Annotated in this window: 13 protein-coding genes; 6 read left to right on the forward strand and 7 right to left on the reverse strand. The window is 73.7% G+C overall.

The window, feature by feature from the left end; genetic code table 11:
- The 5 genes from E1295_RS23625 to E1295_RS23645 all read left to right on the forward strand — a co-directional run.
- Positions 1–773 (forward strand): glucokinase (locus tag E1295_RS23625; protein ID WP_132632716.1); only part of this gene is annotated, 773 nt, incomplete at its 5' end.
- Positions 774–850: 77 nt separating this feature from the next.
- Entirely contained in the window at positions 851–1,465 is a 615-nt protein-coding gene (eda, locus tag E1295_RS23630) for a bifunctional 4-hydroxy-2-oxoglutarate aldolase/2-dehydro-3-deoxy-phosphogluconate aldolase (RefSeq protein WP_132632718.1), read from the forward strand.
- Between the two features lie 161 nt (positions 1,466–1,626).
- The gene (locus E1295_RS23635) at positions 1,627–2,439 is read left to right on the forward strand and encodes an IclR family transcriptional regulator (RefSeq protein ID WP_132632720.1); all 813 of its coding nucleotides are present in this window, start codon (positions 1,627–1,629) and stop codon (positions 2,437–2,439) included.
- A 218-nt stretch (positions 2,440–2,657) separates the two neighbouring features.
- Positions 2,658–3,803, forward strand: coding sequence for a cytochrome P450 (locus E1295_RS23640; RefSeq protein ID WP_132632722.1), 1,146 nt, complete (start codon positions 2,658–2,660; stop codon positions 3,801–3,803).
- Between the two features lie 151 nt (positions 3,804–3,954).
- Positions 3,955–6,024: a serine/threonine-protein kinase gene (locus E1295_RS23645; protein WP_166427374.1), complete on the forward strand. Its 2,070-nt coding sequence runs from the start codon at positions 3,955–3,957 to the stop codon at positions 6,022–6,024.
- 205 nt (positions 6,025–6,229) lie between these two features.
- On the opposite strand, the gene E1295_RS23650 is transcribed toward E1295_RS23645, so the two are convergent.
- Positions 6,230–7,135: a D-isomer specific 2-hydroxyacid dehydrogenase family protein gene (locus tag E1295_RS23650; protein ID WP_132632726.1), complete on the reverse strand. Its 906-nt coding sequence runs from the start codon at positions 7,133–7,135 to the stop codon at positions 6,230–6,232.
- Entirely contained in the window at positions 7,132–7,884 is a 753-nt protein-coding gene (locus E1295_RS23655; protein ID WP_132632728.1) for an IclR family transcriptional regulator, read from the reverse strand. Before E1295_RS23655 ends, E1295_RS23650 begins: the two co-directional genes overlap by 4 nt.
- 106 nt (positions 7,885–7,990) lie before the next feature.
- Here E1295_RS23655 and E1295_RS23660 point away from each other — a divergent pair, with 106 nt between their 5' ends.
- Entirely contained in the window at positions 7,991–9,319 is a 1,329-nt protein-coding gene (locus E1295_RS23660) for an MFS transporter (RefSeq protein ID WP_132632730.1), read from the forward strand.
- Here the strand turns inward: E1295_RS23660 and E1295_RS23665 are convergent.
- Genes E1295_RS23665 through E1295_RS23685 form a run of 5 tightly spaced genes read right to left on the reverse strand, consistent with a single transcriptional unit; the run spans position 9,316 to position 14,360 of the window.
- On the reverse strand, positions 9,316–10,017 hold the full coding sequence (locus tag E1295_RS23665; protein ID WP_132632732.1) for a FadR/GntR family transcriptional regulator: 702 nt from the start codon (positions 10,015–10,017) through the stop codon (positions 9,316–9,318). The two genes, E1295_RS23660 and E1295_RS23665, sit on opposite strands and share 4 nt — an antisense overlap.
- A gap of 50 nt (positions 10,018–10,067) precedes the next feature.
- On the reverse strand, positions 10,068–10,976 hold the full coding sequence (locus E1295_RS23670; RefSeq protein WP_132632734.1) for a dihydrodipicolinate synthase family protein: 909 nt from the start codon (positions 10,974–10,976) through the stop codon (positions 10,068–10,070).
- A gap of 20 nt (positions 10,977–10,996) precedes the next feature.
- On the reverse strand, positions 10,997–11,872 hold the full coding sequence (locus E1295_RS23675; protein ID WP_132632736.1) for a carbohydrate kinase family protein: 876 nt from the start codon (positions 11,870–11,872) through the stop codon (positions 10,997–10,999).
- Positions 11,869–12,894: a LacI family DNA-binding transcriptional regulator gene (locus E1295_RS23680; RefSeq protein WP_132632738.1), complete on the reverse strand. Its 1,026-nt coding sequence runs from the start codon at positions 12,892–12,894 to the stop codon at positions 11,869–11,871. The genes E1295_RS23675 and E1295_RS23680 overlap by 4 nt, the downstream gene beginning before the upstream one ends.
- Positions 12,891–14,360 carry a glycoside hydrolase family 13 protein gene (locus E1295_RS23685; protein WP_132632740.1) on the reverse strand — a complete coding sequence of 490 codons (1,470 nt, stop codon included), beginning with the start codon at positions 14,358–14,360 and terminating at the stop codon, positions 12,891–12,893. Before E1295_RS23685 ends, E1295_RS23680 begins: the two co-directional genes overlap by 4 nt.
- Positions 14,361–14,369: the final 9 nt, after the last annotated feature.

The raw sequence follows: 14,369 nt of genomic DNA on the forward strand, positions 1-14,369 counted from the left end.
GCCTGGCCGTGGCGGGGCCGATCGACGATGACCGCTACCGGCTCACGAACGCGCCGTGGGCCGGGTCCGTGCGTGAGCTCGGCATCCCGTACGCGCGGCTGCTGAACGACTTCGAGGCGCTGGCCGTGTCGCTGCCGCACCTGGAGGGCGACGACCTGGTGCACCTGGGCGGCCCCATGCTGGGCCACGGGGTCAAGGCCGTGCTGGGGCCGGGCACCGGGCTGGGCGTGGGCGGGCTGGTCCCTTCCGAGGACGGCTGGACGCCGATCCCGGGCGAGGGCGGGCACGTCACGGTGCCGGTGGTGGAACGGCGCGAGTTCGAGGTCGTACGGGCCCTTCAGTCGCAGGGGTTGCCGCACGTCGTGGCCGAGCACGTGTTGTCGGGGCCGGGCCTGGTCCGGTTGCACCGGGCGCTGGCCCAGGTGAACGGGGTCGCCGCGCCGGAGCTGACCGCCTCGGACATCGTGGCCGGGCTCGACGACGCGCTGTGCGCCGAGACGGTCGAGGTGTTCTGCGGGCTGCTGGGCAACTTCGCCGGGAACGTGGCGCTCACCCTGGGCGCGAGGGGCGGGGTCTACCTGGGTGGTGGAGTGCTGCCCCGTATGGTGGAGCGCGTGTGTGCCGGCGGGTTCCGTACGCGGTTCACCGCCAATCCCGATATGGCGAACTATCTCTCCGGGATCGGAACGGCGCTGATCGTCGCACCGCAGCCGGCGCTGACGGGCGCCGCGGCCTGGCTGAGCCAGTGTGCGCGCAGGGAACCGGCGGGTTGAGGCATATCCCTGCGTGGCGCAGGCCGGAAATATCAGTACGGAAGGGTCCCGGATGGGGCCGACGAGGAGAAGAACGTATGAGTAGTCTGCTCGATCTCGCCCCGGTGATCCCCGTCGTGGTGATCGACGACGCGGACACCGCGGTGCCGCTGGCCAGGGCGCTGGTCGCCGGTGGCCTGCCGGTCATCGAGGTGACCCTGCGCACGCCGGTCGCCCGTGAGGCGATCGCGAGGATCGCCGCCGAGGTGCCCGAGGCGACCGTGGGTGCCGGCACGATCCGGACTTCTGCTGATATTTCGGCATCGGTGGCGGCTGGGGCCCGGTTCCTGGTCTCGCCGGGCACCACCCTGTCGCTGGTCGAGGCGCTGGACGCGAGCGGCGTCCCCTACCTGCCCGGCGTGGCCACCGTGTCGGAGGCCATGGCGCTGGCCGAGCGCGGCGTCAAGGAGCTCAAGTTCTTCCCCGCCGAGGCCGCGGGCGGCGTCCCTTACGTCAAGGCGCTGGGCGGGCCGCTGCCGGACGTGCGGTTCTGCCCGACGGGCGGCGTCCGGGCCGACACGGCGGCCGGTTATCTCGCGCTGCCGAACGTGGGCTGCGTGGGCGGCACCTGGCTGACCCCCGCCGACGCGCTGGCGGCGGGCGACTGGGGCCGGGTCGAGAAGCTCGCGTCGGAGGCCGCCGCACTGAGGTGACGCGCGGACCGGGCAAGAGCCACGAAACCCCTGCTGGCTACGCGAAGATCGTCACTCTGGGTTGACGGGGCATCAACGCACGGTCAGCCGGGTAGGTCAAGGCATGCACAAAAGCGACTCCGGGAAGCCCCTTTCGCTCCTCGGAAAGCGAAAGGACAGTCATGCCGACACAGACCGCCGGTCACGAGCGATCCGTCACCGACGACCGCAGAGTGTCGCAGCCGGGCAGCCTGGAGCGCGGGATCGACATCCTCCTCGCGCTCAGCGCGTCCTCCCGCCCGGCGAACCTGGCGGAGTTGTGCCGCAGCACAGGACTGCCGAAGTCGACCGCGCACCGCATCCTCGGCGTGTTGTGCGCGCGCGGGCTGGCCCGGCGGGTCGGCAACGGCTACGTGCCCGGCGAGGTGCTGGAGACCATGGCCGGCACCACCCGCGCCCTCGTGCCGGGAACCCGCGCGGTAGTGCTCCCGTACCTGCTCTACCTGTACGAGGCCACCCGGCAGACCGTGAACCTGGCCGTGCCCGCCGGCCTGGAGGCCCGCTACGTCGAGCGCCTCTACGGGCACAACCGCGTCGGCTCACGCTCCGACGGCACCGACCGCGCGCCGCTGCACTGCACCGCCACGGGCAAGGCGCTGCTGGCCTTCGATCCCCGGCTGCGCAACGAGCTGATCGCCCGCGGCCCTTTCGAACGCTGGACGCGCCGCACCGTCACCACCCTGACCGGGCTGGAGCGGGAGCTGGCCCAGGTCCGCAGGCACGGGGTGGCGTACGCGCAGGAGGAGTACACCGACGGCGTGGCCTGCGTGGCCGCCCCGGTGTTCGGGCCCGCGGGCACGGTCTGCATGGCGCTCGGCGTGGCAGCTCCCGCGCACGCGGCCCAGCTCGCCCGGCTCGGCATCTCCGTACGCGGCGCGGCGCAGGCCATCTCGGCCGCGCTCTCCCCCTGCCCCGAACCGCTGCGTGTGCCGTGACACCCCGGCGTTCCGGTCACCGGAACACCCCGGGCGCGTGGAGCCGCAGGCGTTCCGGTGACCGAAACCCCAGATTGCGAAGGCAGACCTGCGGCGATCACATCGGGATATGAACATCCTCCCCGCTCCGGCCATCCAGGAGGCGCCCGCGGGCCCAGGGCCCAGGGCCCACACGGCCCGGGATTCGCGGGCGCCGGCCGGATCCTGGGGAGCCGCACGTGCCTAGGGGGCTGCCCAGGGCCACCGCCCTGGAGAGCCTGCGCCTCAGGTCCGCCCTCGTACCGCCCGGCACCCCGCACCTCACCTCCGGGCGCGACCTGCTGCGCTCCCGCACGCTGCTGATGGAGCTCGAAGCCCGCTACGGCGGCCGTCCCGTCCTGGTCCGCGGCACGCGCGGCCCCGCGCTGCTGGTCATCTCCAAGCGGGACGCGCTGCGCGTGCTGGCCGAGGACGACGACGCGTACGCGCCGGCGGTGGAGATCCGCCCGCTGGGCCTGCCGACGGACGTGCTGCGCCCCGCGTTCATCGAGATCGCCCGCGAGGAGGCCGAAGGACTGACCGACGGCGTGGTGGACTACGCCCGGCTCGACACTTGCTGGCAGCGCGTCGCCCGGCGCTGCGTCTACGGCGACGGCGCGGCCGAGGACGAGGAACTGACCCGGCTGCTGGCGGACCTCACGCGGGCGGGACGGCTGCGGGCCAGGCGGCGCCAGCAGCTCCTGTCGGGCCGCTACGACGCGCGGATCATCGACCACCTGCGCCGCGCCGAGCCCGGCAGCCTGGCCGGGCTGATCGCCGAGAACCCCGGACAGGCCGAGGCGCGCGGGCTCATGCAGGCCGCGTTCTGGCTCATGGGGCTCGGGGTGACCGCGCCCGGCCTCATGCAGACCCTCGCCCTGCTCGCCGCCCACCCGGCGCACCGCAAGGCGGCCCGCGCCGACCCCTGCCACCTGCGCGCCTGCCTGCGCGAGAGCCTGCGCCTGTGGCCGCCCGTGCCGGCGCTGACCCGGATCACCACAACAGAGACCTCCTGGTACGGCGCCACCCTGCCCGCGGGCACCACCGTCCTCGTGCCGATGGTCGCCCACCAGCGCAGCCCGCGCCTGCCGTACGCGAACACCTTCGCACCCGAGATCTGGCAGGACGGCACCGCCGCCGGCGAGTGGTGGGCCCGGCCGGGCTGCGAGGGTGTGCACCTGACCCTGGCGGTCGGCACGGCCTTCCTGGCCGGCATCCTGCGCGCCTCACGTCCCAAGCCGGTCGGGCGGCTCATCTCGCCGCACCGGCCACTGCCTTACGCGCTCAATCTCGCGCGGCTGCGGGTGACGATGCGCCCCGCGCGCCGCAAGCCTGCTCACGCCTAGTCGCCAACGAGCGGGCCCGTCCTCCGTTAGAGTCTTGGGTACAAACGGGATGCCGTGCGGCGGAACGGTGCGGGTCGCTGCACGACGACCGGCCGGGGCGGAGGATCGGTTCGGGTTGAGACGGGATGACGACGGCGAGAGGACGGCGACGTTGGGGCGCTCCGCTGGCTCTCCGTTGAAGCCGGACGATCCGCCGGCGATCGGCCCTTATGAGCTGCTCAGCCGTCTCGGCTCCGGCGGCATGGGGGTGGTCTACCTCGCCCAGGCCGCCGACGGGTCACGGGTGGCGGTCAAAGCGATCCGGCGTGACTTCACCGCCGACCCGGTCTACCGCGCGCGCTTCCACGAAGAGGTGTCCAACGCGCGCAAAGTGGCGTCGTTCTGCACGGCGCGGGTGCTCGACCACGGCGAGGACCGCGGCCGCCTCTATCTCGTCACCGAGTACATCGACGGCATCTCCCTCGAGGACCACCTCATCGAGCACGGCGCGCTGTCGCCGTCCGTGCTGCACGCGGCGGCCGTCGGCGTGGCCGCCGCGCTGACCGCGATCCACGCGGCAGGGCTGGTCCACCGCGACCTCAAGCCGGCCAACGTGATGCTGACGCTGGCGGGGCCGCGCGTGATCGACTTCGGCCTGGCCCGTTCCTCGCACGTCAACTCGCGGCACACCAACGCCGGCATGGTGATGGGCACACCCGGGTGGATCGCTCCCGAGCAGGTCTTCGAGGGGCGTACGAGCCCGGCGGGCGACGTGTTCGCGTGGGGCTCGCTCATCGCGTACGCGGGGCTCGGCGGGCATCCGTTCGGCGAGGGCGACGCCTACGTGATGGCGGCCAGGGCCCGCACCGCGCCCCCCGACCTCCGGGGGCTGCCGGCGCCGCTCGACCGGCTGGTGGCGGCGGCCATCCACCCCGACCCCGCGCGGCGGCCCGCGGCCAGGCAGCTGCTGCTGGAACTGGTGGAGGCGGCCGACGAGCCGGCCGCGCAGCTGGCCGCGACCAAGCACCTGACCAACGCGTGGAACCCGTCGGAGTTCGGGCCGCTGATGCCGCGGGCGCCGCACCGGCCGCCGCCCGACCGTGCCGCGCCCGGTTCGCCCCCTCCGCACCGCCATCCCGAGGCCCCTCACCGCACCCCGCACCCGGAGTCCACCCACCAAAGCCCGCACCCGGAGGCAGCCCAGCGCGGCCCGCAGCACGACGCCGGGGGCCATGGGGCTCAGGCGCGGCACCCTGACGGCCGTGCGCCGCAACAGGCTCACCACGAGCGCACAGGGCCCGGCCCCCTGCCCGGTGCGGCGGGACGGCCGAGGCAACCTTCTCCCGCCGAACGCACCGGGCCGACGTCCGGTTCCGGTCGCGGCCCCCACCACGTGCCGCCCGCCGAGCGGACGGGCCCCACACCGGGCTCCACACCGGGCTCGGGCCGGAGCCCGCACCCTCCACCGCCCGCGGAACGCACCGGCCCCACGCCGACCGGACAGAGCCGGCCGCCGCATCCCGAGCGGACCGGGCCCATGCCGTTTATCGCGCACGGCCCGCAGACGCCGCACCCCGAGCACACCGGCCCGCTCGCCACCGGGCACGGGCCGCTGCCGCACCGCCGAAGCAGCCAGGCGCCGCCGCACCATGCGGTGACCGGAGCGGTGACCGGAGCGGTGACCGGAGCGATGACCGGCGCGATGACCGGGCAGGGCCCGCTGCCGGGCTACCGGCCGCCGGAGCGCAAACGCAGCGTGTTCGCCGGCTGCCTGACCGTCCTGGTCGTGGCGGCGGTGCTGCTGGTGCTGCTGGTGGCCGTACTCGCCTGGGTGTTCCGCCCGCCGCCGGCGTCCGGCGCGGACGGGCCCGTGCAGGACGGCAAGCTGAAGTTCGCCGTGACCAGCACGAAATGCGGCAAGCCCGCCAAATCGGCGACCACACGGGCCTGCCGGATCGGCGTCAAGATCGAGAACGTCGGCCCTGACGCCCGGGTGCTCTACCCGGGGCAGCAGAAGCTGATCGACGAGGACGACGCGCTGCACGCGGGCACCCGGCTGCTCGACAAGGCGGGCAAGGAGATCACGCCGTTCCGGATCGAGGCCGGGCGGACGTTCACGGGCGCGCTGGTGTTCGACCTGGCCAAGGACCTCACACCCGTGGGGCTCGAGGTGCACGACTCGGGGCTGAGTGCGGGTGCCCGCATCAACCTCCCCGACCGGCCGGACGCCACCGCGCCGTAACACCCGCCCGCCCGACGCGTCCCGTACACGTCACGCGGGACGAGCGGCGCCCGCCGCGGCGCCGGCGCCGTGAGCGCCTGAGCAGCGCTCGCACCGCCGTAGCGACTCCGTGTCCGGCGTCACTGTGCGTGGGTGCGCGGCGGCCGGGTCGCCCGTCCTGGCGTGGCGGGCGGCGTCGTGGCCGGGCGCCTGGTGACCCGGGCGGTCAGAAGCCCTGGGCAGGGGAGACGACGCCTTCGAGGGGGGCGCCTTCGGTGAAGCGGCGTACGTTGGCGGTGACGCGTTCGGCCAGGCCGTGCCAGTAGGCGTCGCGCGGGTTGGCGCAGTGGGGCGTGATCAGGACGTTGTCGAGCTCCCACAGCGGATGCCCGTCCGGCAGCGGTTCGGGGTCGGTGACGTCGAGGGCGGCGCCGCCGATGCGGCCCTCGCGCAGCGCGTCCACCAGGTCGCCGGTCACGACGAGCCCGCCCCGCGCGACGTTGACCAGCCACGCGTCCGAGCGCATGAGGCTGAACTCGCGCGCCCCGAACATCCCCCGGGTCTGCGGCGTGGCGGGAGCGGCGACGACCACGTAGTCGGCCTCGGGCAGCGTCTCGCGGAAGCGGTCGCGCGGCACGATCAGGGCCGCGCCCGGCGCCTCTCCCCTGTCGGTGACCGCGAGGACGCGGCAGCCGAACGGCTCCAGCATCCGCATGAGCGCCCGCCCGATGCCGCCGTAGCCGACGATGGAGACGGTCGAGCCGGCGAACTCCTTCGAGGTGTTGGGACCCCACGAGGTGGCCCTGGCGTGCCGGTGCAGCCCCCGCGCCGCCGCCAGCATCATGGCCAGCGCGTGCTCGGCCACGGCCGGGCCGTAGGCGCCGGCGGCGGCGGTGAAGACCGGCTGCTCGGTGATGACCCCGGCGTCGGCCCAGCGTTCGACGCCCGCGTGCGGCAACTGCACCCAGCGGATGCCGCCGTGCATCATGGCGCGGATCTGCGCGGGGTCGTCGCTGCCGTAGTAGACGATCGCCTCGGCCTGCTCCAGGGGTACGACCTTGCCGCCCGCCCGCTCCACGGCCTCGACGAGGACGGGCACGGGCTCGGGGCCGACGTGGACGGCGACGGTCATGGTGGGTCCTCCTGGTAACCGAGTTGCTCAGAGATGGCCGCGGCGCACCGGATCACCGGCGGCAGCAGGGCGTGCAGGGCGGCGCGGCCGGCCTGGGCGCGCAGCGCGGTGAGCGAGACCGCCGCGGTCACGTCGCCGAAGGCGTTGCGCACGGGCACGGCCACGCAGTGGACGAACTCCTCGAACTCGCCGTCATCGGCCGCCCACCCCCGTTCGCGCACGGCCCGCAGCTCCTGGTCGAGCGCGGCCCTGGTGGTCAGCGTAGCGGGAGTGTGCGGGGTGAACTCCCAGCCCTCCAGCACCTCGTCGGCGTGGGCGGGGGGCAGGTGGGCGAGGATGGCCTTGCTCACGCCCGCGGTGTGGAGGGGGACGGGCCGCCCGATGCGGGCGTACATGCGCGCCGGGCCGGGTGGCGAGATCTTGTCCACGTAGACGATGGTGCTCTCCCGCAGGGCGGCCAGGTGGACGGTGTGGCCCGTCTCCTCCTGCAGCGCGGCGAGGTGCGGGTGGGCGAGGTCGCGCAGCCCGAACTGGCCGCCGGCGCGCGCCGCCAGCGCGGTGAGCCCGTGCCCGGCGCCCCATGTGCCGTCGGGCAGCCGCCGGACGAGCCCGGCCTCGGCGAGGGTGTGGAGCAGGCGCAGGGCGGTGGTGCGGTGCACGCCGAGCCGGTCGCCGATCTCCGCGAGGCTGCGCGGGCCGCCGCACGCCAGCTGGAGGATCGTGGTCGCCCTGCTCACGGTCTGCGACATAAGCCCTGCCCTTTACAGCGGTGTTGACACGACCGGAATCCCTGCAGCAGGGTAATGGTAGCACCATTGGTTCACAGTGTGCATATATTGCACAGGAGGTCACGGGATGAGCGTCGGCGATCTGGAGCGAGAGACCATGCGCCGGGTGACCGGCCGCCTGATGCCGCTGATCATCGTCTGCTACATCGTGGCCTACATCGACCGGTCGAACGTCTCGGTCGCCGCCCTGAGCATGAACGAGGCGATCGGCCTGACCGCCGCGCAGTTCGGGCTCGGGGTCAGCATGTTCTTCGTCACGTACGTGATCTTCGAGATCCCCAGCAACATCGTGCTGGCCAGGATCGGCGCGCGCCGCTGGATCGCGCGCATCATGATCAGCTGGGGGATCGTGTCGGCCTGCATGGCCCTGGTGCAGGGCGAGAAGTCGTTCATCATCGTACGGCTGCTGCTCGGAGCCGCCGAGGCCGGCTTCACCCCGGGCATCATCTGGTACCTGGCCCGCTGGTTCCCCGCCAGCCACCGGGGCCGCGCGATGGGCCGCTTCTACGTCGGCGCCGCGCTGGCCACGGTCATCGGTGCGCCCATCAGCGGTTTTATCATGAAGATGGACGGGTTCCTCGACGTGGCCGGCTGGCAGTGGCTGTTCGTCGTCGAAGGGCTGCCCGCCGTCCTGCTCGGGTTCGTGGTGCTGCGGTTCCTCACCGACGAGCCGCGCGAGGCCGGGTGGCTGCCGGAGCGCGGGCGTACGTGGCTGGTCGAGCGGCTCGCGCGCGAGCAGGCGGAGATCGACGGGCAGCGGGCGATCTCCGTACGGCAGGCGCTGGCCAGCCCCGGGGTGCTGCTGCTGGCGCTGTTCTTCTTCCTGTACTCCTTCAACAGCATCGGGCTGACCCTGTGGATGCCCCAGGTGATCCAGGGCGGGTTCGGCGAGCCGAGCGACTTCGTGACCGCGCTGCTGACCGCGGTGCCGTACGCGCTGGCGGTGGTGGCGATGGTGCTCGTGGCGCGTGGCGTCGACCGGCGGGGCAGGCACGCGCTGCACATGGCGGTGCCGATGGCGGCCTCCGGGGTGATGCTGGTGGGCAGCGTGCTGGCCGGGCCGGGCGTGCTCGGGTTCGCGCTGCTGGCGCTGTCCACGGGGGCCGCGTGGTCGGCCGTGCCCGCGTTGTGGGGCAGCGCCACGTCGTTCATGACGGGTGTGGCCGCGGCGGCCGGGGTGGCGCTCATCAACTCCGTCGCCAACATCGCGGGCCTGGCCGTCACGCCGCTCATCGGGGTGGTCAAGGAGGCCACGGGCTCGTTCGACGCGCCGCTGCTCGTCATCGCCGGGGCCATGTTCCTCGCGGCGGCCGTGGCGATGGCGTCGGGACCGTTCACGGCCCCTGGACGGCTGGCCGCCGAGACCGCTGCCAAGGCCGAGCGGGACCCCGCCTAAGCGCCGTCGAGCAGGTGTTCGACCTCGTCGCGGGCGGACTCCACGATCGAGCGCACCGCTTCGGCCGCCTCGGCCCTGCGGCCCGCCGCGACGGCCTCGGCCACGTCGAGGTGGCGCCGTACGGCGGCCGTGTCGAGCCGCTCGGGCAGCAGCAGCTGATCGCGCCGGGCCTTGAGCAGCTCCTCGGTCACCTCCGCGAGCTGGGCGAACATGCCGTTGCCCGACGCGGCGAGCAGCACCCGGTGGAAGGCCGCGTCGGCCACCACCAGCCCCTCGCTGTCGCCGTCGCGCGCCGCGCTGGTCAGGGCCTGCGCGTGGGCGATCAGCTCCCGCCGCACGGCCTGCCCCGCGAGCCCGGCGGCCAGCGCCGCGGCGGCGGGCTCGACCGCGGCGCGCAGCTCGGCCAGCTCACGCAGCTGCGCCGCCCGCCCCGGCGAGGCGAGCCGCCACCGGATCACCTGGGGGTCGTAGAGGTTCCAGGCGCTCATCGGGCGCACGGTGACGCCGACGCGCGGACGGCTGGTGACCACCCGCTTGGACTCCAGCACGCGTACGGCCTCGCGGGCGACCGTGCGCGAGACGGAATAGCGCTCCTGGACGTCTTCCAGCCGCAGCACCTCGCCGGCGCGCAGCTCCCCCGCCGCGAGCGCGCCGCCGATCCTGTCGACCACCTGCCCGTGCAGGCCCTGCAGTTCCATGCCGCTCCCCGTCAGCGGGGTCGCCGGAGGGGCTGAGCGCCGGCCGGCCGTCATGCCGGCGCCAGCGCGAACTCCGCGACGAACCGGTCGATCATCCGGTGTTCCTCCGCGTCGAGCCGGTGGCCGGGGGCGCGGCAGTGGGCCGAGCCGATCCAGCCGCGGCGGCGCGAGATCTCCTTCTCCGCGGCGACGATCAGCTCCACGCCCTGCATCCAGTAGGACAGGTAGGGCAGCATGCGGGTGTGCAGTGCCAGCGCGCCCGCCTCGTCGCCGCTCTCCCATCGCCGCCACAACTCGACGTAGAGGTCGGTGAACGAGCAGCCCGGCTGCACGCCCGCGGCGCCGCGGCGCAGCGCGTCGGGCAGGTGCAGCCCGGCGTAGCCGACCAGGGCGGGCAGTGGCCGCTCCCCCTCCGCCAGCGCCGCGACCAGCCGGCCGGGCGGCGCCGACTCGACCTTCACCCAGCGCAGGTTGGGGTGCTCGGCGGCCAGCCGGTGCAGGGTGCCGGCGTCGAGCGCGGTGCCGGTCTGCGCCGGAGCGTACTGCAGGACGACCGGCAGCGGCGCCACCGCGGACAGCACCGCGCGGACGTGTGCCAGCACGGCCTCACGCGAGGGGCCGAGGAAGTGCGGCGGCAGCAGGTTGATCGCGTCGGCGCCCCGCTCGGCGGTGCGTACGGCCCGCGCGACGGCGTGGTAGGTGGCGTGGTCGGGGATCGAGACGATCGCGGCCACGTCGTCGCGGGGGCGGGTGATGTCGAGGAGCAGGCCGGTGAGCAGCTCCCGCTCGGCGTCGTCGAGCTTGTGCACCTCGCCGGCGAAGCCGGGGAACATGACCGAGGTGACGCCCGTGGCCAGCACCTCGCCGGCCACGGTGACGAAGCCGTCGGGATCGAGGGCGCCGTCGTCGTGGAAGGGCACCTCCAGGACCGGCGAGACGCCGCGTACGAGATCGAGCACGACTCAATCGTACTATCACATTACCGAGCGGCGGCCCTCGCGAGCAGCAGCGGCTCCCTGATCGGGGACTCGTGCGTGCCGGCGACCGTGCAGGCGTGCGCGCCGGCGATCGCCCCCAGTCGTACGCACTCCTCCAGCGGCCTGCCCCGCACCGTGCCGTACAGGAAGCCCGAGACGAACGCGTCGCCCGCGCCGTTGCTGTCGGCCACGGGCCCGGGGAGCGGCTCGGCGGGGAAGGCGCGCACACCGCCGTCGCGCGTCAGGACGAGGCAACCACGGGCGCCGCGCGTGCACACGACCGTGCGGGCGCGCCCTCGCGCGATGAGGTCGCGCATGGCGGCGGCCGGGTCGGGCAGCGCGGCCTCCGACAGGAACACGAGGTCGGCGCGGTAGGCGAAGTCCTTGTGGTGGTCGGAGGCGCCGTCCCAGTCGTGCAGGTCGGTGGAGATCGGGACGCCGTCGAAGTCGCCGAGGGCGTGGCGGCAGAAGTCCATGATCGACACGTGCACGTGCCGGGGACGTACGTCCGCGTAGAGCTCGCGCGGCAGGCGCTCCCCCGGCGTGACCTTCGCGTCGTGGAGCGAGGTGCGGCGGCCGTCGGGGCCCACGAGCAGGACGCTGCGCCGGGTGCCCGCCTCCGCGCGGCCCCAGCGGCACTCGAGCGCGCCCAGGGCCCGGCGGACCAGCGCGCCCTGCGGGTCGTCGCCGATCAGGTCGGCGAAGGCGACCGTGAGGCCGAGCGCGTGGCAGCCCAGCGCCACGCCGGCGCCGGTGTTGCCGATCCGGTCCACGACCGGCGGCACGTGGTAGGTGTCGCGGTAGGGCAGCGGCAGCCCGGGCACGTAGACCGTGGTGTCGACCCCGGCGCCGCCGAGGACGAGAAGGTCGCGGTTCACCGGTTGACCAGGGGGCCGGAGCCGGTGGAGCCGCGGACGACGAGCTCCGGCTGGAAGATCAGCTCGACGTGTCTGGGGGCGGCGCCGTTGACCTCTTCGAGCAGCGTCTGCACGGCCGCCGAGGCCATCGCGCCGATCGGTTTGCGTACGGTGGTCAGCGGCGGGTCGGTGAACGCGATCAGCGGCGAGTCGTCGAACCCCACCACGGACACCTCCGCCGGAACCGACAGGCCCTTCTGCCGGCAGGCGCGGATCGCGCCCAGCGCCATCAGGTCGCTCGCGCACACCATGCCGGTGCAGCCGCGGGCCAGCAGCTGCGTGGCGGCCGCCTGTCCGCCCTCGACGGAGAACAGTGAGTGGGCGATCAGCTCGTCGACGTCGGAGGTGGCGAGCAGTTGCGCCATGGCCTGCTTGTAGCCCTCGATCTTCCTGATCACGGGGACGAACCGGTGGGGCCCGAGCGCGATGCCGATGCGCTCGTGGCCCAGGTCGACGAGGTGCTGCACGGCCAGCCGGGCGGCCAGGCGGTCGTCGGGCGAGATGAAGGGGGCGTCGATGTGCTCGCTGTAGCCGTCGACCAGCACGATCGGCAGCCCGCGGTCGGTGAGGCGGGTGTAGCGGTCCATCCGCGCGGTGGTGTCGGCGTGCAGCCCCGACACGAACACGATGCCGCTGACCCCGCGGTCCACCAGCAGCTCGGTGAACTCGTCCTCAGGGGCTCCGCCCGGCAGCTGCGTGCACAACACCGGCGTGTAGCCGTGCTGGGTCAGCGCCTTCTCGATGGCCTGGGCGAACGCGGGGAAGATCGGGTTGTCCAGCTCGGGCGTCACCAGGCCGATCAGGCCGTTGCTGCGCTGCCGCAGCCGGGACGGGCGCTCGTAGCCCATGAGGTCGAGCGCCGCCATGACCGCCTGGCGGGTGGCGGCCGAGACGCCGGGTTTGCCGTTGAGCACCCGGCTGACCGTGGCCTCACTCACCCCGGCCTGGGCGGCGATGTCGGCTAGGCGAGCGTGACCATTCATGCCTCACACTTTACTTTCCACCAGGCCGCGGAATCGGGTGCGCCGGGGACGTCGGAGGCCAGCAGCAGCTCGCCGTCGACCTCGAAGTCCACCGGGCCGGCGGTGAGGTTGACCGTGCAGACGAACGGTCCCCTGGAGAAGACGAGCGTGCCCTCGGGCGAGTCGCGCCAGGTCAGCTCCCCGCCGAGGTCGCGCCGCAGCCGCAGCGCCGTACGGTACAGCTCCAGTGTCGAGCCGGCCACGCCCTGCTGGGCCTCCACGCTCAGCTCCGCCCACTCCTCGGGGATGGGCAGCCACGGGCGGGTCCAGCCGGACGTGCGCGTCCACGGCAACGGGACGCGGCAGCCGTCGCGCCCGCTGTCGGGGTCGCGCAACCGCTGCGGGTCCTGGCACAGCTCCTCCGGCAGGTCGAGCACCTCGGGCAGGCCCAGTTCCTCGCCCTGGTAGACGTAGGCAGAGCCGGGCAGCGCGAGCGTGAGCAGCGCGGCGGCGCGGGCCCTGGCCAGGCTGCCGTAGCGGGTGACGTGCCGCTTGACGTCGTGGTTCGACAGCACCCAGGTGGTGGGGGCGCCGACGGAGCCGGCCGTGGCGAGGGAGGTGTCGATCACCGCGCGCAGTTCGGCGGCGTCCCAGGGGGCGAACAGGTAGTGGAAGTTGAACGCCTGGTGCAGCTCGTCCGGGCGCACGTAGCGGGCCAGCCGCTCGGGGGTGGGGGCCCACGCCTCGGCCACGCCGATCCGCTCCCCGGGGTAGGAGTCGAGCACGCGCCGCCATGAACGGTGGATCTCGTGGACGCCGTCGTTGTCGAAGAACGGCACCGGCTCCCGGCCGACCAGCGTGGCCTGGCCGCCGCGGCCGATGTCGGGCAGACCCTCCGGCTTGACCATGCCGTGCGCCACGTCCACCCGGAAGCCGTCGACGCCGAGGTCGAGCCAGAACCGCAGGATCGACTCGAACTCCCCGCGCACCTCGTCGTTGTCCCAGTTGAGATCGGGCTGGGAGGGGTCGAACAGGTGGAGGTACCACTGCCCGTCCTCGACCCGGGTCCACGCCGGCCCGCCGAAGATCGACTCCCAGTCGTTCGGCCGGTCGCGGAAGATGTAGCGGTCACGCCCCTCGCCGAGCAGCGCCTGCCGGAACCAGGGGTGGGCCGCCGAGGTGTGGTTGGGGACGATGTCGACGATCATCCGCAGTCCCAGGGCGTGCACCTCGTCGATGAGCGCCTTGGCGTCCGCGAGCGTCCCGAACAGCGGGTCGACGTCGCGGTAGTCGGCCACGTCATAGCCGAAGTCGGCCATGGGCGAGGTGTAGAACGGCGTCAGCCACAGGGCGTCGACGCCGAGCCGGGCCAGATACGGCAGGCGATCGCGAACACCGATCAGGTCGCCGACTCCGTCTCCGTCGCCGTCGGCGAAGCTGCGTACGTATACCTGGTAGATCACGGCGTCACGCCACCATGCGGTCATAGTCTCCCC

It is taken from the genome of Nonomuraea mesophila (assembly GCF_004352805.1).
In the GTDB taxonomy this organism is placed as follows: domain Bacteria; phylum Actinomycetota; class Actinomycetes; order Streptosporangiales; family Streptosporangiaceae; genus Nonomuraea; species Nonomuraea longispora.

Coding starts and splice junctions, on each gene's coding strand:
- eda (WP_132632718.1), top strand. CDS start 851: ATGAGTAGTCTGCTCGATCTCGCCCCGGTGATCCCCGTCGTGGTGATC.
- E1295_RS23635 (WP_132632720.1), top strand. CDS start 1,627: ATGCCGACACAGACCGCCGGTCACGAGCGATCCGTCACCGACGACCGC.
- E1295_RS23650 (WP_132632726.1), bottom strand. CDS start 7,135: ATGACCGTCGCCGTCCACGTCGGCCCCGAGCCCGTGCCCGTCCTCGTC.
- E1295_RS23655 (WP_132632728.1), bottom strand. CDS start 7,884: ATGTCGCAGACCGTGAGCAGGGCGACCACGATCCTCCAGCTGGCGTGC.
- E1295_RS23660 (WP_132632730.1), top strand. CDS start 7,991: ATGAGCGTCGGCGATCTGGAGCGAGAGACCATGCGCCGGGTGACCGGC.
- E1295_RS23665 (WP_132632732.1), bottom strand. CDS start 10,017: ATGGAACTGCAGGGCCTGCACGGGCAGGTGGTCGACAGGATCGGCGGC.
- E1295_RS23680 (WP_132632738.1), bottom strand. CDS start 12,894: ATGAATGGTCACGCTCGCCTAGCCGACATCGCCGCCCAGGCCGGGGTG.
- E1295_RS23685 (WP_132632740.1), bottom strand. CDS start 14,360: ATGACCGCATGGTGGCGTGACGCCGTGATCTACCAGGTATACGTACGC.